We start from the raw sequence: 20662 nt of genomic DNA, 5'->3' as shown, positions 1-20662 counted from the left end.
CTTCTGACGCAACTTCTGTGACGGGTCACGTAAATGATCGTCGGGGAGGGATGGGAGATCGACCCGGAGGACCTGGCGCACATCTCGCCGTACCTGACCGAGCACATCAATCGGTTCGGCGAGTACAGCACGCATGAACTCGGCATCCCGCCCGACGCGTACGACCCGGAGCTCGACGTCGACTTCACACAGCTGCGCGAGCAGGGCCTGATCGTCGCCGGCCTCGCCCAGGCCGCCTGACCGACTGCGAGCCTCCTTGTGTGAGCGCTGGCGGTACAGGCGAAGCAGCGCCCGAAGCGTCGGACGTTCTTCGTGGCCGGCCTCGGGGCGGGTGACCCGGAGGACGAGGTAGGCGTGGCAGTGACCAGCCGGTTCGCCGCGGCGCCGGAGATTTGAGCGCACTGTTCACCGGCTGGGGCGGCGAGCCGGCGACCTGCCGCGTTGGTGGGGTCAGGGGTTGGTGGTGACCTCGAAGCCTGCGCCGTAGACGTCGGCGGGGTCGGCGGCGTCGCGGGCTCGCAGGTCGGCGAGGATGTTGGCCGAGCTGGTGTAGACGTAGAACGGGAAGTGGAGAACGCGCGCCTTGGTGATGCCGGCCCAGGGCCCTTGCGCGTGAAAGCCGTTGGCCTCGGACGGGTAGGCGGTGCCCGGCACGTGCCAGATGGCAGGGCCACCGGAGTCTCCGGCATCGTGATGCGCGAAGGACTGGTAGATGCCGTTCGAGTTGTTCGTGACACGGCCGTACCAGACGCCCAACTGGCCAGAGACCACAAGCTCGTTGTTGTCGAGGAGGCCGGCGCCCAGCAGACGCTCGTCGGCGCGTGCGGGGCTCATGGCGTTCGGGCTGGGCTGTCCGCCGGGGACCTCCAGCTGCCCGGTCTGTTTCAGGGACGGCCCCTGCGATGAGGGCGTGACCTCCGGGACCAGTTCAATGATCATGTAGTCCTTGGTCGGGTGTCCCGTCGCCGAGCCTTCGGGGCTCTTGAAGTAACGTACGTACCCGATCGGGCCGAATGCGAAGTCCTTTCGGTCGTAGACGGGGTAGCTGTTGTCGTGGATCTCGCGATCGGCGATCGGACCGCCCCCGCAGTGGCCCGCCGAGATGGCCACCTTGCGCCCGTAGTCGTCCGTGCCCACCGCGCCGATCGTGCAGAAGGCGTCGGGATTGGACGGATCGGCTATCTGCATGGCGTTGTGGACGCGCTTGACCGCCTTGGTCCCATCCTGCGCCTGGGCGATTCCGGCGCCGGCGCCTGGCGTGGCGATGGCGGCGAAGGCAGCCACGGACGCGGAGAGGACACGCAGGCGTCTGAGTCGGAACATGCACGATTCCTGTCTGTCTGGAGGCGAGAAGCCCTCGGTTGCGGGTCCCGGCCGGTCGGCCCGGCCAGCAGGGGAATGCTCGTACGACGCACCTGAGTTCGGTGCCGCTTTGGGCGGCACTGGCGCATTCCCGCCCATACGGTGGCCTGGAACTTTGGCCGCCGCCAGGCGGGTACTGGAGTGCCGGCGTCCATCTCATCCGCCCGCGCTGCCGCCAGCTCGGCCAGGACCTCCGGCAGTGTCGGGTCGTCGACCGCAGCGAGGGGGAAGGCGGGTGGCTTCGCGCTTCGGCGGGCGAGCCTAGTCGGCGCGGGCTCGCCGGCGAACATCCACCCCCACGTCGAAGTGCGTCCCCACTCCCGCGTTCGTCGCGCGGTAGTTCGTCGCCACCTTCGCCGCGTGACGTACACGACCGGGAGCAACGGCTCCTTCGCCATCAGCACCACCGCCGCCAGGCGCGCCGGGTCACCCGCCCCGTCCAGGACGGGATCGGACACCAGGGCACGCACTGCGGCGAGCAGCCGGGAGCGCATCGCCTCCGTCGACTGGAGCGGGTTGCCCACCTCCAGCTGCACGACCGGCCCGGCCTGCGCCGGGACCGACCGCAGCCGACGACGCGAGGCCCCGTCGGCGAACTTTGCGCGAGGGCGCGGGATCACGGCGGCCGGGGCCACCATGACGCTCATCGGCCCACTGCCACGGCAGGGCGGTGCGCGGACACGGGCGGGCAGACACGAACGATCATCCCGGCAGCCTGGGGAACTTCCCCTGTGGACAGAGTCCGGAGATCAGCGGCGGTCCTATGGGCAACGAGAGCGGGGCCGGCGAGAGCCGTTCGACGGGGCAGCGGACACCGCGGTGGTGCTCGGCGATCCCATCCCGAAAGCACCACAGTTGTATCTTTCTACTGGAATGTCCTCTTCTTGTATGAATCCCTAAAAAGGGAGACATCGGGCACTAATCCCGTCAAGTGGTCCGTCGAGCCTGGAGTTCGCCCCGGCCCTCGCCACGGCTACAGTCACCAGCGATCCGCCTCGCTCACCCGGGAGAACCTCCGACCATGGCCGTCGACGAACTCGACACCCGCATCCTGCGGCTGCTCCTCGAACAGCCCCGCACCAGCCTGCGCGAGTACGCGCGCGTACTCGGCATCGCGCGCGGCACCCTCCAGGCGAGGCTGGACCGCCTGGAGCGGGACGGCGTGATCACCGGTACGGGCCCCTTCCTGTCCCCCGCCGCCCTCGGTCACCCCGTGCTCGCCTTCGTGCACATCGAGGTCACGCAGGGGTATCTGGACGAGGTGGGCGACGCGTTGGCCGCCGTACCCGAGATCATCGAGGCGCACTCGATCACGGGCGGCGGCGATCTGCTGACCCGGGTCGCGGCGCGGGACAACGGCCACCTGGAAGACGTCATCCAACAGCTGATCAAGCTGCCCGGCGTGGTGCGCACCCGCACCGAGATGGCCCTGCGGGAGCGGGTGCCGCACCGGCTGCTCCCGCTGGTCGAGTCGGTCGGCAGAGCGGCCGCCGGATCGCGCTGAACCTTGCCCCATGGCCCCGACCTGGGGCTTTGGCATGCTGGACGTCATGAGCAGCTTCGGCAGGACCTCGGTCATCTTCGATCTGGACGGCACGCTCGTGGACAGCGAGCCCAACTATTACGAGGCGTCGCGTGCCCTGCTCGCCCAGTTCGCGGGCCGGGAGTACACCTGGGCCGACAACGAGCGCTACGTCGGCATCAGCTCCCGCGAGACGCTCGCCGCGTGGCGGCGGGAGTACGGCATCGAGGCCTCGGTGGCCGAGCTGATCGCCGACCTCGACCGCCGCTACCTGGAGCTGGCGCGCGCGAAGACGCACGTCTACCCGCAGATGCGCGTGCTCGTCGAGCGGCTGCACGAGGCGGGTGTGCCGATGGCCGTGGCGTCGGGGTCCTCCCGCGCGGCCATCCAGGCGATCCTGGCGGGCACCGGCCTGGACGCCCGGCTGACCGTGCTCGTCTCCGCGGAGGAGGTGCCGCGCGGCAAGCCGGCGCCGGACGTGTTCCTCGCGGCGGCCTCGCTGCTCGGCGCGGAACCCGCGGACTGCGTGGTCTTCGAGGACGCCGCGCCCGGAGCGGTGGCCGCACGGGCGGCGGGCATGCGGTGCGTGGCGATCCCCTACGTCGCCGCCCATGCCGACGACGAGGCGTTCGCGGACGCGGAACTGCTGTTCCCCGGCGGCCACGGCGAGTTCACGGCGCGGGCGGCACTGGACGTATTGGCAGCGCGCTGAGCGCCCAAGGGATGCGGGGCGCCGCGGGCCCGGCCCCATGCGGCCCGCTGCTCAGGCGGCGCCGGCCACCCGCTCGGGAGTGAGCAGCTCGGCCAACCGCTCCGGCGGCAACAGCCCCTTCTCCAGCACCAGTTCGGCGACGCCCCGCCCCGTGGCGAGCGCCTCCCGCGCGATCTCCGTGGCCGCCGTGTAGCCGATGTGCGGATTGAGCGCGGTGACCAGGCCGATGGAGTTCTCCACCGAGGCCCGCAGCACCTCGGTGTTGGCGGTGATGCCCTCGACACAGCGCTCGGCGAGGGTCGTACAGGCGGCGCGCAGCGAGGTGATGCTCTTGGCGAGCGAGTGCAGGATGACCGGCTCGAAGGCGTTGAGCTGGAGCTGGCCCGCCTCGGCGGCCATGGTGATGGTGACGTCGTTGCCGATGACCTCGAAGGCGACCTGGTTGACCACCTCGGGGATCACCGGGTTGACCTTGCCCGGCATGATGCTCGAACCGGCCTGCACGGGCGGCAGGTTGATCTCGTTGAGCCCGGCGCGCGGCCCCGAGGAGAGCAGCCGCAGGTCGTTGCAGCTCTTGGAGAGCTTGACGGCGATCCGCTTCAGGACGCCGGACAGGTGCACGAAGGCACCGCAGTCCTGGGTGGCCTCGACCAGGTTGGCGGCGGTCACCAGCGGCATGCCGGTGATGTCGGCGAGGTGGCGGCGCGCCGTCTCGGCGTACCCGGGAGGGGCGTTGAGGCCGGTGCCGATGGCCGTGGCGCCGAGGTTGATCTCGTGGATCAGCTCGACGGCCTCGGCGAGGCGCATCCGGTCCTCGTCGAGCATCACGGCGTACGCGGAGAACTCCTGGCCGAGCGTCATCGGCACCGCGTCCTGGAGCTGGGTGCGCCCCATCTTCAGGACGTCGCGGAACTCCAGGGCCTTCGCCGCGAACGCGTCCTGCACGCGTGCCATGGCGCGCAGCAGCCCGTGCACCGCGCTGATCGTCGCGATCTTGACGGCGGTCGGGTAGACGTCGTTGGTGGACTGGCTGAGGTTGACGTCCTCGTTGGGGTGCAGGTGCTCGTAGGCGCCCTTGGGGTGGCCGAGGAGTTCGAGGGCGCGGTTGGCGACGACCTCGTTGGCGTTCATGTTGGTGGAGGTGCCCGCGCCGCCCTGGATGACGTCGACCACGAACTGGTCGTGCAGCCGGCCCGTGCGGATCTCCCGGCAGGCGGCGACGATCGCGTCCGCCTTGGCCTTCGGGAGCAGCCCCAGTTCCTCGTTGGCGCGCGCGGCGGCTTCCTTGACGGCGGCGAGCGCGTCGATGAGCTGCGGGTAGACGGAGATGGGGATGCCCGTGATGGGGAAGTTCTCCGTGGCGCGCAGGGAGTGGATGCCCCAGTAGGCGTCGGCGGGGACGTCGCGGTCGCCGAGCAGGTCGTGTTCGCGGCGGAGGGGGGCGGTGGGGGCGGCGGTCATGGGTGCTGGTCTCTTCCGGGGGTCGTACGCGGTGGGGCTGGGCGCCCCGACAGGGGCGCGAGGAACTGCGCGGCCGGTCACGACGGCCCGCGGCCGGACACGGTCTCCGGCGGGACGCTCAGACGGACGCTCAGGCGGCCGCGGCTTCCTCCGAGACGGCCGCTTCCCCGACGGCGCGCCGCAGGGCGGCCGTCCGCTCCTGCGGGCCGGTGGCGCCGAGCAGCGCCGCGAGGACCGCGCTGCGTGCCTGCCCGGCGCGCAGCGTGCCGGTGAGGACGGCGCCGGCGGCCGAGAGGTCGACGGCTCCGCCGTGGGTGTAGATCTCCGTGACGGGGCCGGACGGGACGCGGGTGGTGAGGGCGACGAGCACGCCCCGCGCCACCGCGTCCGCGACGGCGGTGACGAACTCCGGGGTGGCGTTGCCCGCCCCGGTGGCGACCAGCACGATGCCCTGGGCGCCCGCCGCGACCGCCGTCTCCAGGAGCAGCGGGTCGGCGTCGACGTGGTGCATGACCATGTCGATGCGGGGCAGTGAGTCGGCGGTCGCGGGCAGCGGGAGCGGCTCGGGGCGCCGCGGGCGGTGGGTGATCGACACCTTGCCGAAGCCGACCTTGCCGACGCGCGGCCCCGAGGGGTCCGCGAAGGCGTCGGCGGCGAGGGTCTGGGTCTTGACGGTGCCGCGCGCGGCGTGCACCTTGCCGTCGAAGACGACCAGGACGCCGAGGTCGCGCACGGTGGCGGCGGTGAGCAGCGCGTCGTAGAGGTTGCCGGGCCCGTCGCCGTCCTCGGCGCCGAGCGGCTTCTGGGCCCCGGTGAAGACGACCGGGCGGGGGTCGTGGTGGTGCAGGTCGAGCAGGAAGGCGGACTCCTCCAGGGTGTCCGTGCCGTGGGTGACGACGATGCCGTCGACGCCGGGGTCGGCGAGCACCTCGTGCACGGTGCGCAGCAGGGTGAGCTGCTGGGCGGAGGTCAGTCGCGGGCTGTTCACGTTGAACAGGTCGATGACCTCGGAGGCTATGCCGTGGGGTATGGAGGCCGAGGCGAGCACCTCGCGGCCGGGGGCGTCGGCGGCGAAGCCGGTCCCCTGCCAGCGGCTGGCGATCGTCCCGCCGGTGCTGATGACGACGACCCGTCGCGCCTGCGCTTCCACCTCTGCGTACCTCCCGTGCGTCACGAGGACTTTTCGACCCTCCGAACGGCGGGCGACCTCCACGCAAGGTTAGATCGAACACCGCGCAATGTGCTTGCCTAGCTCCGCGTCCCACGTAATGTGCGTGGTGGATAATTGCGCCATGGATGAGATCGACCGCAATATTTTGCGCGAGCTTCAGAGCGATGGCCGGTTGACCAATCAGGAGCTGGCCCAGCGGGTCGGCCTGAGTGCGTCCCCCTGTCTGCGGCGGGTGCGCCAGCTGGAGCTGGACGGCGTGATCCAGGGGTATCGCGCGGTCGTCGACCCCGAGGCGGTGGGCCGGGGCTTCGAGGTGCTGGTCTCCATCGAGGTGCGCCGGGACCGCGCGACGGTCGAGGCGTTCGAGGCGGCGCTCCAGGAGATCCCGGACGTGATCGAGGCGTACCGCCTGTTCGGCAGCCCGGGGTGCCTGCTGCGCATCGCCGTCGCGGACCTCGCGGCGTACGAGCGGCTGTGGATCGAACGGCTGACGGCGCTCGCGGGGGTCACCGAGGTCAACTCACAGATCATCATGAAGCGGATCAAGGAGCCCGAGGGCCTGCCCGTGGACGGCTGACCCCCCGACAGCGGCGGCCGCCTCGGGTGCAGACCTCCTTGGTACAGACCTATTTGGTACAGACCTATTGACGGCGGGTCCGGTCCTTCCTACCGTGACGCTTCGCACCACGCACGTCTCCTCCCCCCTCGCACCCAAGGAGCACAGCGTGATCGGTCGGACGTTACGCCTGCTGGGGACCGCCCTGGCGCTGGCCTGTGTCGCACAGCTCCCGGCGGCCGCGGCGGCCCCCTCCGCCGCCCCCCGGGCGGACACCTGCGCGGTCAAGTCGAGACCCACCGGCAAGGTCCTCCAGGGCTACTGGGAGAACTGGGACGGCGCGGCCAACGGCGTGCACCCGCCCTTCGGCTGGACCCCCATCACCGACTCCCGCATCCGCCAGCACGGCTACAACGTGATCAACGCCGCCTTCCCCGTGATCCGCTCCGACGGGACGGTCCTGTGGGAGGACGGGATGGACTCGACGGTGAAGGTCGCGACACCCGACGAGATGTGCCGGGCCAAGGCGGACGGCGCCACGATCCTGATGTCCGTCGGCGGCGCGGCGGCCGGCATCGACCTCAGCTCCGCGAAGGTCGCGGACCGCTTCGTCGAGACGATCGTGCCGATCCTGAAGAAGTACAACTTCGACGGCATCGACATCGACATCGAGACCGGCCTCGTGGGCAGCGGCAACATCAACCAGCTCTCCGCCTCGCAGGCCAACCTCGTCCGCATCATCGACGGCGTACTCGCCCGCATGCCCGCGAACTTCGGCCTGACGATGGCCCCGGAAACCGCGTACGTCACCGGTGGCAGCGTGACCTACGGCTCGATCTGGGGCGCGTACCTGCCGATCGTCAAGAAGTACGCGGACAACGGCCGCCTGTGGTGGCTCAACATGCAGTACTACAACGGCAGCATGTACGGCTGCTCCGGCGACTCCTACTCCGCGGGCACCGTCCAGGGCTTCACCGCCCAGACCGACTGTCTTGACAAGGGCCTGGTGGTGCAGGGCACCACCATCAAGGTGCCCTACGACAAACAGGTCCCCGGCCTGCCGGCCCAGCCCGGCGCGGGCGGCGGCCACATGTCGCCCAGTCTGGTGGCCCAGGCGTGGAACAGGTACAACGGCGCACTGAAGGGCCTGATGACGTGGTCCATCAACTGGGACGGGTCGAAGGGGTGGACGTTCGGGGACAACGTCAAGCGGCTCACCCAGCCCGCCGGCCGGTGACCGGGAACGGTGACGTGACCGCCCGCCTGGCGGTGGCGGCCAGTGTCCGCCGGTCCGCGCCCCGGACCGGCGGGTGCGCCGTGATCCGTACGGTCAGGCCGCGGGCGGCGGCCACCCGGCGCAGCGAGGTCGTGAAGTCCTCCTCGCCGAGGAAGGCGGCCGCCGCGGTGGGCGCGCCGGTCTGCCGGTAGGCGACCGTCACCGGCCGCACGGGCGCGCCCGCGTCGACCGCGGCCTGGAAGGCGGCCCGCCGGAAGCGGCCGCCCGCCGCGGCACACCACGTCGTCGCCTGGGGAAAGACGAGCACCGACGCGCCACCCCGGAGGTCGCCCGCCAACTCTTCGACGAATTGCGGGAGTTGTCGCGGGCTGCCGCTCCTGTCGATGAACCGTGTCCCCGCGCGCCGGGCCAGCGTGCCGACCACCGGCCACCGGGCCACCTCCCGTTTGGCGAGGACCCGCACCGGTTCCACGGCGAGCAGGGCGACGGCGTCGAGCCAGGAGATGTGGTTGGCCACGACGAGGGTGCCCACACCCGTGCCGTCCGGCGCGCTCAGGCACCTCGCGCCCCCTGTCTCCAGCCGCACCCCGAGTGCGCCGAGCACCGCCCGCGCCTCGGCCCGCAGCAGCCGGGGTGCGGCGAGCCGCTCGCCCCGCGCGGCGGCCCGGGTGAGCACGCCGGCCAACGCGGCGTAGCGGCGGGCCAGTTCGATCCGCGGCACACGGGTCACCGGGTCGGTGGCGCAGCTCGCCGGGCAGCCGGGGTCGAGCGCCCAGGGGCCGGCGGGGTTCACCGCGGTCCGCCCGGGGCGTCCTCGCCCAGGAAGTAGCGGCGGTATCGCGCGCTGAGCCGCTCCGTGTCCAGGAGGACGAAGAAGTCCGCGACGTCGAACTCCGGGTCGTGGGCGGGTGCCCCGCAGATCCAGGCGCCGAGGCGGAGGTAGCCGCGCAGCAGCGGCGGCAGGTCGGCGGGGGCGGGGCGCTCGGGCACGGGCGCCGTGGGGGTCCAGGGGCGCCGGGGGCGGACGCGCAGCTCGGGCGGCGCGGCGTGTTTGGTGGCGCCCAGCAGCCAGGCACTGGAGGCGGCCCGGCCGCCGTCGGCGAGCGGTACGGAGGCGCAGCCCGCCAGGTACCGGTGGCCCGCGAGCAGGACGTAGCGGGCGAGGGCGGACCACATGAGGTTGATGACGGCCCCCGAGCGGTGGTCGGGGTGGACGCAGGAGCGGCCCGCCTCGACGGTGGCGGACCGCAGCCCGGCGAGGGCGCTCAGGTCGAACTCCCCGTCGGAGTAGGACCGTTCGGTTCGGCCGGGCGGCAGCAGACGGTAGGTGCCGACGATGTCGCCGGTCGCGGTGTCGCTGACGACGAGGTGGTCGGCGAGGTCGTCGTGGGCGTCGATGTCGTGGCCGGGCAGGGGCGTGTCGAGCGTCGCGCCCAGCTCCTCGCCGAACACGCGGTGGCGCAGCCGCTGGGCGGCCCTGATCTGATCGGTGGTGTCCGCGATGGCGGTGACGTAGGAACCGGCGGCCGTCGAAACGACTGATGTCGAGGGCATGACACTTCCGTTCTCGGTTCGGTGCGAGGGGGGGCGCGGGGCGCGTTCGGGGACGTTCGGCTTCGGGGACGTTCAGCACGGTGGCGGCGCGGACTGAACGGCACGCTTCGGACGCGCGTCGCCCGCACGTCCGGCGCACGTCGAGAACGGCACGCCGCCGGACGCCCGGGCCCCGTTCGCGGAATGAGCGGGACCCGCCGGGACGTTTCAGCCGACATGACCAGCGATCAGCGCACGATCACCAATCCGGCCTCCCTCCACGACCCGGAGCCGTTCGGCTACAGCCATGCCGTATCGGCCCCCGGCGAGATCGTGTTCATCGCCGGCCAGTACGCCTCCGACGCCACGGGCGCCGCCGTGCCCGGCGACTTCGCCACACAGGTCGACCTGGCCCTGGACCGGCTGCGGGCGGCACTGGAGGCGGTCGGCCTCGGATACGAGCACGTGGTCCGGCTCGGCACCTACATCGTGGACCACGGCCCGGACAAGCTCGCCCCCCTGGGCCAGGCGCTCCACGCCCGCTTCGGCGACCGCCTCCCGGCCCAGACCCTGAGCGGCGTGGCCGCACTCGCCCTGCCCGGCATGCTGTTCGAGGTGGACGCGGTGGCGGTACGGCCGTAGCGCCGGACGCCGGTCGGGCGGAGCCGTGTTCGCCCCGCGCGGCGCACGACTCCGGCCGTCGGCCGGGGGCCGCCATTGACCCGCCCGGGGCCAACGCCGTACAAACGCCGCATGCCACCTCCCCTCCCCCTCGCCGGTATCACCGTCGTCAGCCTTGAGCAGGCCGTCGCCGCCCCCTTCGCCACCCGGCAGCTCGCCGATCTGGGCGCTCGCGTCATCAAGGTCGAGCGGCCGGACGGCGGTGACTTCGCGCGGCGCTACGACACCACCGTGCGGGGCCAGGCCAGCTATTTCGTCTGGCTCAACCGTTCCAAGGAGTCGCTCACCCTGGACCTGAAGTCGGAGCGCGGCAGGCAGATCCTGGAGGAGTTGCTCGCGGGCGCCGACGTGTTCGTGCAGAACCTCGCCCCGGGCGCCGCCGACCGCATCGGCCTCGGCGCCGAGCGGCTCCAGGAACGCCACCCCTCTCTCATCCCCTGCACCGTCAGCGGATACGGCACCGACGGCCCCTGGGCGGACCGCAAGGCGTACGACCTGCTCGTCCAGTGCCAGACCGGGTTGCTCCAGCTCACCGGCACCGAGGACGAGGCAGTGCGCGTCGGTATCTCCGTGGCCGACATCGCGGGCGGGATGTACGCCTACAGCGGCATCCTGTCGGCCCTGTTCACCAGGGCGACGACCGGCCGCGCCCCGACCGTGGAGGTCTCCCTCTTCGACGCGCTCGCCGAGTGGATGAGCCAGCCCGCCTACTACACGCGGTACGGCGGCACCCAGCCGCCCCGCGTCGGCGCCCGGCACGCGACGGTCGCCCCGTACGGCCCGTTCACCGCGTCCGACGGCAAGGACGTGCTGCTGTCCGTGCAGAACGAACGCGAATGGGCCGCGCTGTGCGGGCAGTTCCTCGGCCGCCCCGAGCTGACGGACGATCCGCGCTTCGCCACCGGCTCGGACCGCGTGGCGCACCGCGAGGCGCTCGACGCGCTCATCTCCGTACGCTTCCGGGAACTCGGCAGCGAGGAGGCGATGAAGTTGCTCGACCGGGCCGGCATCGCCAACGCCGGGGTCAATTCGGTGCACGAGTTCCTCGACCACCCGGTGCTCACCGAGCGGGGCCGCTGGCAGGACATCCGTGTGCCCGGCACGTCCGAGCCCGTGCGGGCGTTGCTGCCGCCGGCCGCCCTCTCCGGGGTCACCCCGCGCATGGACCCGGTGCCGGCGGCGGGCGAGCACACCGAGGCGATCCTCGCCGAACTGGGCCACGGCCCCGAGGACATCGCCCGGTTGTGCGCGGAAGGGGTCTGCCGGTGAGCGCCCTGGACACCTTGCCGCCCGAGGAACAACTGGTCGTCACGACCGTGCGGGACTTCGTCGAGCGCCGGGTCAGGCCGGTGGCCAGGGAGCCGGAACACGCCGACGCCTGTCCCGAGGCGCTCATGGAGCGGATGAAGGAGCTCGGCGTCTTCGGGCTCGCCGTCCCCGAGGAGTTCGGCGGGACCCCCGTCTCCACGCCCTGCTGCGTCCTGGTCACCGAGGAGCTGGCGCGCGGCTGGATGAGCCTGGCGGGCGCCATGGGCGGGCACACGGTCGTGGCGAAGCTGCTCCTGCGCTTCGGCACCGACACGCAAAAGCGCCGGTGGCTGCCCCGGATGGCCAGCGGCGAGGTCCGCGCGACGGTGGCGCTGACCGAGCCGGACGGCGACTGCGACCTCCAGGCGCCGCGCACCGTCGCCCGGCGCGACGAGGACGGCGACGGCTACGTCGTCGACGGCACGAAGACCTGGATCACCGACTCCCGCCGCTCCCGGCTGATCGCCCTGCTCTGCAGGACCGACCCCGACGCCGAGCCCGGCCACCGGGGCGTCTCCGTCCTGCTCGTCGAACACGGCCCGGGCCTGACCGTCTCACCCCGCGATCCGCAAGAGCGCGGCCACAAGGGCATGGAGAGCTGCGAGCTGTCCTTCTTCGGCCACCGCGCCCCGGCCGACGCGCTGCTCGGCGGCGTCGAGGGCGAGGGTTTCGGCCAGATGATGAAGGGCCTGGAGACGGGGCGGCTCCAGGTCGCGGCCCGCGCGCTCGGCGTGGCCCGCGCCGCGTTCGAGGACGCGCTGCGCCACGCGCGGGAGCGCGAGTCCTTCGGCGTGCCGATCTGGCGGCACCAGTCCATCGGCAACCACCAGGCGGACATGGCCACTTCGCTCTCCGCGGCCCGTCAGCTCACCCTGCACGCCGCCCGGGAGGCCGACGCGGGCCGGCGCGTCGACATGGCGGCGGGCATGGCCGAGCTGTTCGCGTCGGAGACGGCGATGCGGATCACGTTGGACGCGGTCCGCATCCACGGCGGCAACGGCCACTCCACGGAGTTCGACGTCGAACGCTACTTCCGGGACGCGCCGCTGATGATCGCCGGAGTGGGCACCAACGAGATCCAGCGCAATGTGATCGCCCGTCAACTCGTGGCACGCGGGGACCTCGACGCCTGAGCCGTCAGTACGAGGCCGCGTGGGCGGGCGGCACCGAGACCGACATGGTCATCTCGACCGGTTCGGGCCCCTTGTTGTGGTAGCCGTGCGGCACGTTGGCCTCGAAGGTGGCAGCCGATCCCGCGGTGACGAGGTGCTCGACGCCGTCCACCATGAGGGTCAGTTCGCCCCGCGAGACGTGCAGCAGCTCGACGGTGCCCGGCGGGTGCGCGTCGGAGGCGCTGCCCTCGCCCGGCACCAGGTGCCAGGACCACAGCTCGAAGGGGCCGCGCGCCTCGGCCCCGACCAGGAGCGTGGTGCTGCTGCCCGCCTCGGTGGACCACATGCGCACCGCCTGCTCCGGCGGCACGAGCCGCACGTGCGGGCCTTGTTCGTAGTCCAGGAGCGTGGTGATGCTGACGCCCAGCGCGTCCGCGAGCTTGACGGTGATGCCGACGCTGGGGTTGGTCCTGGCCTGCTCGATCTGGATGATCATGCCGCGGCTCACGCCGGCGCGGGCCGCGAGGGCGTCGAGAGTGAAGCCCCTCTCGTTGCGCCAGCGCTTGAGGTTCCGCGCGAGCGACTGGGTCAGCTGGTCGAGGTCCGACACATTCCGTCCAATATTTTGTATGACAGAGTTCAGGATATTGAACTACCGTGTGGTGCACCTGATGGTTCCCGATGGTTCACGACACTGTACTGCGAGGCCCTCTCCATGACCGCACTGTTCGCCCTGGCCACCAGCCTCCTGTGGGGTCTCGCCGACTTCGGCGGCGGTTTGCTGACCCGGCGCATCCCCGCCCTGACAGTGGTCGTCGCCTCGCAGGCGGTCGCCGTGCTCGTGCTGGGCGCCATCGTGGTGGCGACCGGCGGGTGGACGGAGTGGGGGCCCCGGCTGTGGTTCGCGGTGGGCGCGGGACTGGTCGGCCCCGTCGCCATGCTCGCGTTCTACCAGGCCCTCGCCCTCGGCCCGATGGGCGTCGTCTCGCCGCTCGGCTCGCTCGGTGTCGCCGTGCCGGTCGGCGTCGGCCTCCTCCTCGGCGAACGGCCCGGGCTCGCGCAGTTCGCGGGGATCGCCGTGGCCATGGCGGGCATCGTGCTCGCGGGCGGGCCCGAGCTGCGCGGCGCTCCCGTGCGGCGGCGGGCGGTGCTGCTCACGCTGCTCGCGGCGTTCGGCTTCGGAGGCGTCATGGCACTGATCTCCGAGGCGTCGAGCAACCTCACCGGACTGTTCCTCGCGCTCTTCGTGCAGCGGGTGACGAACGTAGCGGCGGGCGGCATCGCGCTGTACGTCTCCGTGCGGCGCGGCGGCGCGGCGCTGCCCGAGGGCACCGGACCGGGCGTCCTGTGGGCCGCGCTCCCGGCCCTCGCCTTCGTCGGCCTGGCGGACGTCGCGGCCAACGGCACGTACTCCGTGGCGGCCCAGCACGGGCCGGTCACCGTCGCCGCGGTCCTGTCCTCCGTCTACCCGGTGGTCACGGCACTGGCGGCGCGGGCGGTACTGAAGGAGCGGCTGCGGGGGATCCAGGCGGCGGGGGCGGGCCTGGCGCTGGTGGGAACGGTGTTGCTGGCGAGCTGACAGCGGCCCACGAGGGGCACGCGGCGGGGCGATTCCTTCGGCGCGATCAGCGCGGGAACCGCGCGGCACACGGCGAGCCGACAGCGCCCCACGAGGGGCGCGACGAGCCACGGCGGACGCGCGGCCGACACGAGACCCGACTCACCCCTCTCCCCACTCACTCTTTGCCCGACTTGCACCTGGCCCGGCTCACCCCTCGCCCGGCTCCCCCAGCTCTTCCAGCTCTTCCAGATCCGCCAACTCCCCCAGCGCGACGAGCTGTTCCGGCGTGACCCCGTCGGGAATCGGCACCGGCGCGGGCGTACGCAGCGGCGGCTGCCATCCCGCCCGCGCGTCCCAGGTCCGCACGACCCGGGCCGGCGCCCCCGCCACCACCGCATGGTCGGGGACCTCGCCCCGCACGACCGCCCCCGCGGCGACCACCACGTTGCGCCCTATCCGGGCCCCCGGCAGAATCACCGCGCCCGTCCCCACCCAGCACCCGGGCCCGATCTCCACGGGCTCCATCCGCGGCCACTGCTTGCCGATGGGCGTGTGCGGATCGTCGTAGGAGTGGTTGGTGGACGTCACGTACACATACGGGCCGAAGTAGCAGTCGTCGCCGATCGTCACCGCCGTGTCGGCGATGACGTGGCTGCCGCGCCCGAGCACGACACCGTTGCCGATCCGCAGGATCGGGTCGGGGCCGAGGTCGAGGTCCGGCATCATCCCCGCGGTGAGCGTGACGTGCTCGCCCACGATGCAGTGGTCGCCGAGCCGTATCCACGGCTCACCGAAGACGGTTCCCTGGGGGAAGGCGAGCTTCGTGCCCTCGCCGATCGCGCCGAACCGCAGCCGCCCCGGGTGCGCGGCGGTCACCGCGCCCGTGCGCTGCACCCACGACCAGCCCGAGTGGACCGCGCGCTGCGCGAGACGGCGGGGCGCGGCGGCAAGGGATGAGAACGTGTTCCTGTTCGTCGGCACGCGCTCACGTTACTCAGTGCCACCCTGCCCCGCAGGTCCCCGGCCTGTGATCTTCACCCCACGCGGCCGCGCCCGTCCCCGCGTCCCGTACCGTGCCGTCAGGCGCGACGACGTAGCGAAGAGGGAGACATCCGATGGGCCACGAGGCACTCATCGCCGGCATCGGCGGCAAGGACCCGAAGATCGATCAGGACGCCTTCACCGCGCCGACGTCGGTCGTGCTCGGCGAGGTGACGCTGCACGCGGGGGCGAGCGCCTGGTACGGCGCGGTGCTGCGCGCCGACGGCGGGCCCATCGTCGTGGGGGCCGACAGCAACATCCAGGACAACTGCAGTCTCCACGTCGACCTGGGCTTCCCCCTCACCATCGGCGAGCGCGTCTCGGTGGGGCACAACGCCGTCCTGCACGGTTGCACCGTCGAGGACGACTGCCTGATCGGGATGGGCGCCACCGTCCTGAACGGCGCGGTGATCGGCGCCGGCTCGCTGGTCGCCGCGCAGGCCCTGGTGCCGCAGGGCATGCGCGTGCCCCCGGGCTCGCTCGTCGCGGGCGTGCCCGCCAAGGTGCGCAGGCCGCTCACCGACGAGGAGCGCGAGGGCATCTCCCACAACGGCACGATGTACGTCGAGCTGGCCAGGGCCCACCGCGACGCACACGCCGGAAAATGACTCAGTCGGCGACCGGGACGCGCCGCGGCTCGGCGTCGGGGGCCTCGGCCGCCTCCGCCTCGATCTCGGCCGCCGCCTTCTTCGCCCGCCGCTTGACGAACAGCATCGAGCCGACGCCGATCAGCACGGCGATGCCGAGCCCCACGTAGGAGAAGCGCTTCAGCCAGTCCTCGGCCACCACACCGATGTAGTAGATGACCGCGGTGGTGCCGCCCGCCCAGACGATGCCGCCGAGGACGTTGGCGACGAGGAACTTCCAGTACGGCATGCGCAGGACGCCCGCGAGCGGCCCCGCGAAGATGCGGAGCAGGGCGACGAAGCGGCCGAAGAAGACCGCCCACATGCCCCACTTCTGGAAGGACCGCTCGGCGCTCGCCACATTGGCCGCGCCGAAGTGCTTGGGGAACTTGCGCTCCAGCCAGGCGAGCAGCGGCCGGCCGCCCTTGCGCCCGATGGCGTATCCGATGGAGTCGCCGATGATGGCGCCCGCGGTGGCGCACGCGCCCAGGATCACGGGGTTGAGTTCCCCGTGCTGGGAGGAGAGGAGGGCCGCGGAGACCAGGACGATCTCACCGGGCAGCGGAATGCCCAGGCTCTCCAGGCCGATGACGATGCCCACCAGCGCGTAGATGCTGACGGCCGGTACCTGCTCCAGCCACTCCTGGACGTGCAACGCCGGCTCCTCCCGTAGTTCCCAGTCCTGCCCCGGCGCACGCGCCCCTCGGCCGCGCACGCCGCGCAGCCTACCCGCCCCGGTTCACCGGAAAGGAACGCGTCAGCTCGGGTCGTTGGGCCGCAGGGTCCAAAGGACCGTCATCTCCCCGGTCACCGCGCCGTCCGCGCGCCGGATCTCGACGGCGACCGGGAACTCGGGGCGCTTGCCCGCGTCGAGCTCGGCGATCACGTCGTCGGCCGGGCGGCCGAGGGTGGCCGTCGCCGTCACGGGGCCCATGGCCAGCTTCTTGTACGCGATCTGGGCGCTGACGGCCAGCGGCACGGCGCGGGAGAGCTGCGCGCCGAACGCGGCGAGGACGATGGCCCCGCTCGCGGACTCGCCCAGCGTGAACATGGCGCCGGCGTGCGGGCCGCCGACGTGGTTGTGATAGTCGCTCTGGTCGGGCAGGGCCACCACGGCCTTGTCCGGCGCGGTCTCGCGGAACTCCAGGTTCAGGGTCCTGGCCATCGGCACCGTGGCGGCGAGCATCTCGCCGATCGACATCTGGTCTGCGCTCATGGCCGCGATGTTACCCATGAGTAGCCCCATTGGCCAGGCCCTCGGCCGGCCGCCCGGCGGGAGGGAGCGCGAGGGAATCCTGACGCTTTTCCCCGCTTTCGCCGCACGTTCCCTCCATACGTCCCCCGCGCGCGCTCGGCGTGGGTGGGGACGCCCGTGGCACCTTGCCCCCGGGCACCTCTATGGTTACTGGCCATGTGGCCAGAACAGCAGCCGCCCGGGGGCGAGCAGAACCCGCAGGACCAGAATCAGAACCCGTATCAGCAGCCGGGTTACCAGCAGCCGAACCCCTATCAGCAGCCGGGGTATCAGCAGCAGCAGCCGGGGGGCTACCCGCAGCAGCCGCCGGCAGCGCCCGCGGGCGGCTACCAGCAGCCGCATCCGGGAGCGTTCTCGCAGCCCGAGCAGTCCCAGTGGTCCGCTCCGACACCGGCCGCCGGACTGCCGCAGCAGACCGGCGGCGGCCAGGGCGGGGGCGGCGGCAACAAGACGAAGATCACCGCCATCGTCGCCTCGCTGGCCGTGGTGGTGGCGGCCGGTGTGACCGGCTTCCTCGTCCTCGGCGGCGACAAGGACGACGAGGCGGCCCCGGCAGAGCCTTCGAAGTCCGCCACCAAGAAGCCGAGCCCGACGCCCACCGGCGGCGGCAACGAACGCGGTGAGGGCGGCGAGGACAAGCCGACGATCCCCGGCTGGCAGGTCGTGGTGAACCCCAAGTGGGGCACCGCCTTCGACGTGCCGGCGGACTGGGTGCTCAGGACCCCGGACACGTTCATCGGCTTCGACGACCGCAAGGACAAGGGCGCGAAGGCGATCATCGGCATGTCGGCGCCCGCCATCTACAAAGAGAAGTGGTGCACGTCCGACGACGACAAGGACGGCACGTCCGACGACACCGAACTCGCCGCGGTCGGCACCAAGGGCCAGAACGGCGCGAAGAACACCAAGGACATCGCGCGCAACGACTCGGCCTGGTGGGTCTACGGCGGCTACACCGAGCAGACCAAGGCCGACAAGAAGAAGATCAAGATCGGCAAGGTGGAGGACTTCACCACCGAGTCGGGCGTCAAGGGCAGCGTCGCCACCTCCACGACGTCCGGCACCGCCACGTCCGCCAAGTGCGACTCGGACGGCAAGGCCACCACGTTCGCCTTCAAGAACGAGGCCGGTGAGTACGTGGCCTGGACGCTCTACGGCGCCAAGGGCGTCAAGGACGAGCTGTCCGACGCGACGGTGAAGAAGATCCTCTCCACGGTCCGGTGGAGCGAGGCGGGTTCCGAGGAGTCGTGAGCCGGCGCATCCTTCGGGCCTGTGCGGGCGCGGGCCGACGCTGAGCCGCTTCACCTCTGAGCCACTGAAGAATCGGTTTGGCAAGTCGGTCCACCGCCGGGGATAGTCCCCGGGTGACGAATCCCGCTCCCGCGCCGCGCCGCCGCCCCTCGTGGGCGGGCCGCAATTACACGCTGCTGACCGCCGCCGCGATCGTGACGAACCTCGGAAGCCACGGGGCGTTGATCGCGGCGGCGTTCGCGGTTCTCGACGCCGGGGGCGACGGCGGGGACGTCGGGCTCGTGGCGGCCGCGCGGACGCTGCCGCTCGTCCTGTTCCTGCTCATCGGCGGCGCGGTCGCCGACCGCCTGCCGCGCCACCATGTGATGGTCGCCGCGAACGCCCTCAACTGCCTCTCGCAGGCCGCGTTCGCCGTGCTGGTCGTCGCGGGCGAGCCGCAGCTGTGGCAGATGATGCTGCTCACCGGCCTCGGCGGCGTGGGCCAGGCCTTCTTCGGCCCCGCGGCCGAGGGCATGCTGATGTCCTCGGTCAGCGGCGAACAGGTCAGCCGGGCGTTCGCGATGTACCGGATGGCGATGCAGGGAGCGGGCCTCGGCGGTGCCGCGCTCGGCGGGCTGCTGGTCGCGGCGATCGGCCCGGGCTGGGTGCTCGCCGTGGACGCGGTGGCGTTCGCCGTCGCGGGCGCGCTGCGCTCCTTCCTCGACGTCGGTCACATCCCGGCGCGCGCGCCCGGCGGCGGGCTCCTCTCCGACCTGCGGGAGGGCTGGCGGGAGTTCACCGGGCGCCCCTGGCTCTGGTCGATCGTGGCGCAGTTCTCGGTCGTGGTGGCGGTGGTGGGCGCCGCCGAGTCGGTGTTCGGGCCGCTGGTCGCGCGGGACGAGCTGGGCGGCGCCGGGCCGTGGGGCCTGGCGCTCGGCGCGTTCGGCGCGGGTACGGTCGGCGGCGCGTTCCTGATGACGCGGTGGCGGCCGCGCCGGCTGCTGCTCGCGGGCACCCTCTGCGTCTTCCCGCTGGCCGCGCCCTCGGCGGCGCTCGCCGTGCCGCTGCCGGTGACGGGGCTCGCCGCGGTGATGTTCGTCAGCGGCGTGGCCATCGAGGTGTTCGGCGTGTCCTGGATGACCGCGATGCACCAGGAGATCCCGGAGGAGAAGCTGTCGCGCGTCGCCGCCTACGACTGGTTCGGCTCGATCGCGATGGTCCCGCTGGCGACGGCCCTCGCCGGTCCCGCGGAGTCCGCGTTCGGGCGCTCCGCGTCGCTGTGGGGCTGCGCGGTGCTCGTGGTGCTGGTGACGGCGGCCGTCCTGTTCGTTCCCGACGTACGCCGTCTGACGCGCCGCACGAAGGAGATGGCGGCGGTGCCCGCGCCGCGCGCCGGCGGTTCCGCGGACGCCATCGCCGGGACCTCAGCCGATGCCGAAGGCGCCGCCGGGCGGCTCGGGTGAGGGGACGGCGTCCTCGTCGCGGACGGCACGCGCGTCCCCGATGAGGCGCCGCAGCGGTTCGCCGTGCTCGACGCGGGCGGGGAAGGCGTCGGCGGCCGCGCGCCGGGCGAGGGCGGCGACGTCGATGGGGGTGTGCGCGGCGACGAGGACCGTGTTCCCGAAGCGGCGGCCGCGCAGCACGGACGGTTCGGCGATCAGCGCGAGCTCCTCGAAGACCTCGGCGAAGGTGGCCAGTTGGGAGCGGAGGAAGGCGAAGGGAGCGCCGTCGGCGAGGTTCGCCACGTAGCTCCCGTCCGGGCGCAGCACGCGGTCGGCGGTCCGGGCGTAGGCGACCGTGGTGAGGTGCGCGGGTATCCGGGAGCCGCCGAAGACGTCGGCGACCAGGAGGTCGGCGCTGTCGTCGGGTGCCGCGTCGAGCCACCGTCTGGCGTCCGCCCCGTGCACGGCGATCCCCGAGTCCGGCTCCCACGGCAGTTGTTCGGCGACCAGGCGGAGCAGCCCGCGGTCGGCCTCGACGACGTCCTGGCGGGAGCCGGGGCGGGTGGCGGCGACGTAGCGGGGCAGGGTGAGGGCGCCGCCGCCGAGGTGGAGGACGTCCAGCGCCCGGCCCGGCCCGGCGGCGATGTCGAGGACGTGGGCGAGCCGTCGCGCGTACTCGAACTCCAGGTGGGTGGGCGCGTCCAGGTCCACGTACGACTGGGGCGCGCCGTCGACGGTGAGCAGCCAGGCCCGTGCCCGGTCGACGTCGGGCATCAGCTTGGCGACGCCGTGATCGACGTCGCGGGTCACGGGAATGTGCTCGTCCACGCGCTCCATTGTGCCCGCCCGCCG

Annotated in this window: 22 protein-coding genes; 12 read left to right on the top strand and 10 right to left on the bottom strand. The window is 72.3% G+C overall.

The genetic code is table 11. The annotated features are described in order from the left end of the window. Nucleotides 1–33 precede the first annotated feature (33 nt). Nucleotides 34–240, top strand: coding sequence for a Tn3 family transposase (locus tag ACZ5GP_RS28270; protein ID WP_468753508.1), 207 nt, complete (start codon nucleotides 34–36; stop codon nucleotides 238–240). Between the two features lie 210 nt (nucleotides 241–450). Here the strand turns inward: ACZ5GP_RS28270 and ACZ5GP_RS28265 are convergent, their stop codons facing one another. Continuing rightward, on the bottom strand, nucleotides 451–1284 hold the full coding sequence (locus ACZ5GP_RS28265) for a chymotrypsin family serine protease (RefSeq protein ID WP_468753507.1): 834 nt from the start codon (nucleotides 1282–1284) through the stop codon (nucleotides 451–453). Between the two features lie 1099 nt (nucleotides 1285–2383). Here ACZ5GP_RS28265 and ACZ5GP_RS28260 point away from each other — a divergent pair. Both ACZ5GP_RS28260 and ACZ5GP_RS28255 read left to right on the top strand, forming a co-directional pair. Beyond that, nucleotides 2384–2866: an Lrp/AsnC family transcriptional regulator gene (locus ACZ5GP_RS28260; RefSeq protein WP_358585557.1), complete on the top strand. Its 483-nt coding sequence runs from the start codon at nucleotides 2384–2386 to the stop codon at nucleotides 2864–2866. 46 nt (nucleotides 2867–2912) lie between these two features. Next, a complete protein-coding gene (locus ACZ5GP_RS28255) occupies nucleotides 2913–3596 on the top strand; it encodes an HAD family hydrolase (protein ID WP_468753711.1) in 684 nt (227 codons plus the stop codon). A gap of 51 nt (nucleotides 3597–3647) precedes the next feature. On the opposite strand, the gene aspA is transcribed toward ACZ5GP_RS28255, so the two are convergent. Together aspA and ACZ5GP_RS28245 are read right to left on the bottom strand one after the other, a co-directional pair. Next, on the bottom strand, nucleotides 3648–5057 hold the full coding sequence (gene aspA / locus ACZ5GP_RS28250) for an aspartate ammonia-lyase (protein WP_468753506.1): 1410 nt from the start codon (nucleotides 5055–5057) through the stop codon (nucleotides 3648–3650). A 130-nt stretch (nucleotides 5058–5187) separates the two neighbouring features. Then, nucleotides 5188–6207 carry an asparaginase gene (locus tag ACZ5GP_RS28245; protein ID WP_468753505.1) on the bottom strand — a complete coding sequence of 340 codons (1020 nt, stop codon included), beginning with the start codon at nucleotides 6205–6207 and terminating at the stop codon, nucleotides 5188–5190. A gap of 142 nt (nucleotides 6208–6349) precedes the next feature. On the opposite strand from ACZ5GP_RS28245, the gene ACZ5GP_RS28240 reads away from it, so the two are divergent. Both ACZ5GP_RS28240 and ACZ5GP_RS28235 read left to right on the top strand, forming a co-directional pair. Further along, complete coding sequence (locus ACZ5GP_RS28240; RefSeq protein ID WP_468753504.1) at nucleotides 6350–6805, top strand: Lrp/AsnC family transcriptional regulator; 456 nt, start codon at nucleotides 6350–6352, stop codon at nucleotides 6803–6805. A gap of 151 nt (nucleotides 6806–6956) precedes the next feature. Continuing rightward, nucleotides 6957–8021, top strand: coding sequence for a chitinase (locus ACZ5GP_RS28235; protein WP_468753710.1), 1065 nt, complete (start codon nucleotides 6957–6959; stop codon nucleotides 8019–8021). Here ACZ5GP_RS28235 and ACZ5GP_RS28230 read toward each other — a convergent pair. Both ACZ5GP_RS28230 and ACZ5GP_RS28225 read right to left on the bottom strand, forming a co-directional pair. Then, nucleotides 7999–8814 carry a lysophospholipid acyltransferase family protein gene (locus ACZ5GP_RS28230; RefSeq protein WP_468753503.1) on the bottom strand — a complete coding sequence of 272 codons (816 nt, stop codon included), beginning with the start codon at nucleotides 8812–8814 and terminating at the stop codon, nucleotides 7999–8001. The genes ACZ5GP_RS28235 and ACZ5GP_RS28230 overlap by 23 nt on opposite strands. Next, nucleotides 8811–9575, bottom strand: a complete 765-nt coding sequence (locus ACZ5GP_RS28225) for a GNAT family N-acetyltransferase (RefSeq protein ID WP_468753502.1) — start codon at nucleotides 9573–9575, stop codon at nucleotides 8811–8813. Before ACZ5GP_RS28225 ends, ACZ5GP_RS28230 begins: the two co-directional genes overlap by 4 nt. A 216-nt stretch (nucleotides 9576–9791) precedes the next feature. Here ACZ5GP_RS28225 and ACZ5GP_RS28220 point away from each other — a divergent pair, with 216 nt between their 5' ends. The 3 genes from ACZ5GP_RS28220 (at nucleotide 9792) to ACZ5GP_RS28210 (ending at nucleotide 12676) form a co-directional block, all read left to right on the top strand. Next, nucleotides 9792–10196 (top strand): RidA family protein, encoded by a 405-nt coding sequence (locus ACZ5GP_RS28220; RefSeq protein WP_468753501.1) that lies wholly within the window; start codon nucleotides 9792–9794, stop codon nucleotides 10194–10196. A gap of 111 nt (nucleotides 10197–10307) precedes the next feature. Continuing rightward, nucleotides 10308–11504, top strand: coding sequence for a CaiB/BaiF CoA transferase family protein (locus ACZ5GP_RS28215; RefSeq protein WP_468753500.1), 1197 nt, complete (start codon nucleotides 10308–10310; stop codon nucleotides 11502–11504). After that, entirely contained in the window at nucleotides 11501–12676 is a 1176-nt protein-coding gene (locus ACZ5GP_RS28210; protein WP_468753499.1) for an acyl-CoA dehydrogenase family protein, read from the top strand. The genes ACZ5GP_RS28215 and ACZ5GP_RS28210 overlap by 4 nt, the downstream gene beginning before the upstream one ends. Nucleotides 12677–12680: 4 nt before the next feature. On the opposite strand, the gene ACZ5GP_RS28205 is transcribed toward ACZ5GP_RS28210, so the two are convergent. Next, complete coding sequence (locus tag ACZ5GP_RS28205) at nucleotides 12681–13265, bottom strand: helix-turn-helix domain-containing protein (RefSeq protein WP_468753498.1); 585 nt, start codon at nucleotides 13263–13265, stop codon at nucleotides 12681–12683. Nucleotides 13266–13370: 105 nt separating this feature from the next. On the opposite strand from ACZ5GP_RS28205, the gene ACZ5GP_RS28200 reads away from it, so the two are divergent. Then, nucleotides 13371–14234, top strand: coding sequence for a DMT family transporter (locus ACZ5GP_RS28200; protein WP_468753497.1), 864 nt, complete (start codon nucleotides 13371–13373; stop codon nucleotides 14232–14234). A gap of 189 nt (nucleotides 14235–14423) precedes the next feature. On the opposite strand, the gene ACZ5GP_RS28195 is transcribed toward ACZ5GP_RS28200, so the two are convergent. Beyond that, nucleotides 14424–15197, bottom strand: a complete 774-nt coding sequence (locus ACZ5GP_RS28195; protein WP_468753496.1) for an acyltransferase — start codon at nucleotides 15195–15197, stop codon at nucleotides 14424–14426. Nucleotides 15198–15331: 134 nt separating this feature from the next. On the opposite strand from ACZ5GP_RS28195, the gene ACZ5GP_RS28190 reads away from it, so the two are divergent. Beyond that, nucleotides 15332–15865 carry a gamma carbonic anhydrase family protein gene (locus ACZ5GP_RS28190; protein WP_468753495.1) on the top strand — a complete coding sequence of 178 codons (534 nt, stop codon included), beginning with the start codon at nucleotides 15332–15334 and terminating at the stop codon, nucleotides 15863–15865. 1 nt (nucleotide 15866) lies between these two features. Here ACZ5GP_RS28190 and ACZ5GP_RS28185 read toward each other — a convergent pair whose 3' ends face one another. Both ACZ5GP_RS28185 and ACZ5GP_RS28180 read right to left on the bottom strand, forming a co-directional pair. Next, nucleotides 15867–16538, bottom strand: a complete 672-nt coding sequence (locus ACZ5GP_RS28185; protein WP_468753709.1) for a DedA family protein — start codon at nucleotides 16536–16538, stop codon at nucleotides 15867–15869. Between the two features lie 102 nt (nucleotides 16539–16640). After that, complete coding sequence (locus ACZ5GP_RS28180) at nucleotides 16641–17084, bottom strand: DUF4442 domain-containing protein (RefSeq protein WP_468753708.1); 444 nt, start codon at nucleotides 17082–17084, stop codon at nucleotides 16641–16643. A 210-nt stretch (nucleotides 17085–17294) separates the two neighbouring features. On the opposite strand from ACZ5GP_RS28180, the gene ACZ5GP_RS28175 reads away from it, so the two are divergent. Both ACZ5GP_RS28175 and ACZ5GP_RS28170 read left to right on the top strand, forming a co-directional pair. Next, the gene (locus tag ACZ5GP_RS28175) at nucleotides 17295–18389 is read left to right on the top strand and encodes a DUF8017 domain-containing protein (protein WP_468753494.1); all 1095 of its coding nucleotides are present in this window, start codon (nucleotides 17295–17297) and stop codon (nucleotides 18387–18389) included. Nucleotides 18390–18502: 113 nt separating this feature from the next. Beyond that, entirely contained in the window at nucleotides 18503–19831 is a 1329-nt protein-coding gene (locus tag ACZ5GP_RS28170) for an MFS transporter (RefSeq protein WP_468753493.1), read from the top strand. On the opposite strand, the gene ACZ5GP_RS28165 is transcribed toward ACZ5GP_RS28170, so the two are convergent. Beyond that, on the bottom strand, nucleotides 19793–20638 hold the full coding sequence (locus ACZ5GP_RS28165; RefSeq protein WP_468753492.1) for a spermidine synthase: 846 nt from the start codon (nucleotides 20636–20638) through the stop codon (nucleotides 19793–19795). The genes ACZ5GP_RS28170 and ACZ5GP_RS28165 overlap by 39 nt on opposite strands. Between the last annotated feature and the right edge of the window lie 24 nt (nucleotides 20639–20662).

This window comes from Streptomyces sp. NPDC031466, from assembly GCF_055581265.1.
Note: the sequence above shows the minus strand (reverse complement) of the source record. Positions and strands in the feature narration are given on the sequence as shown.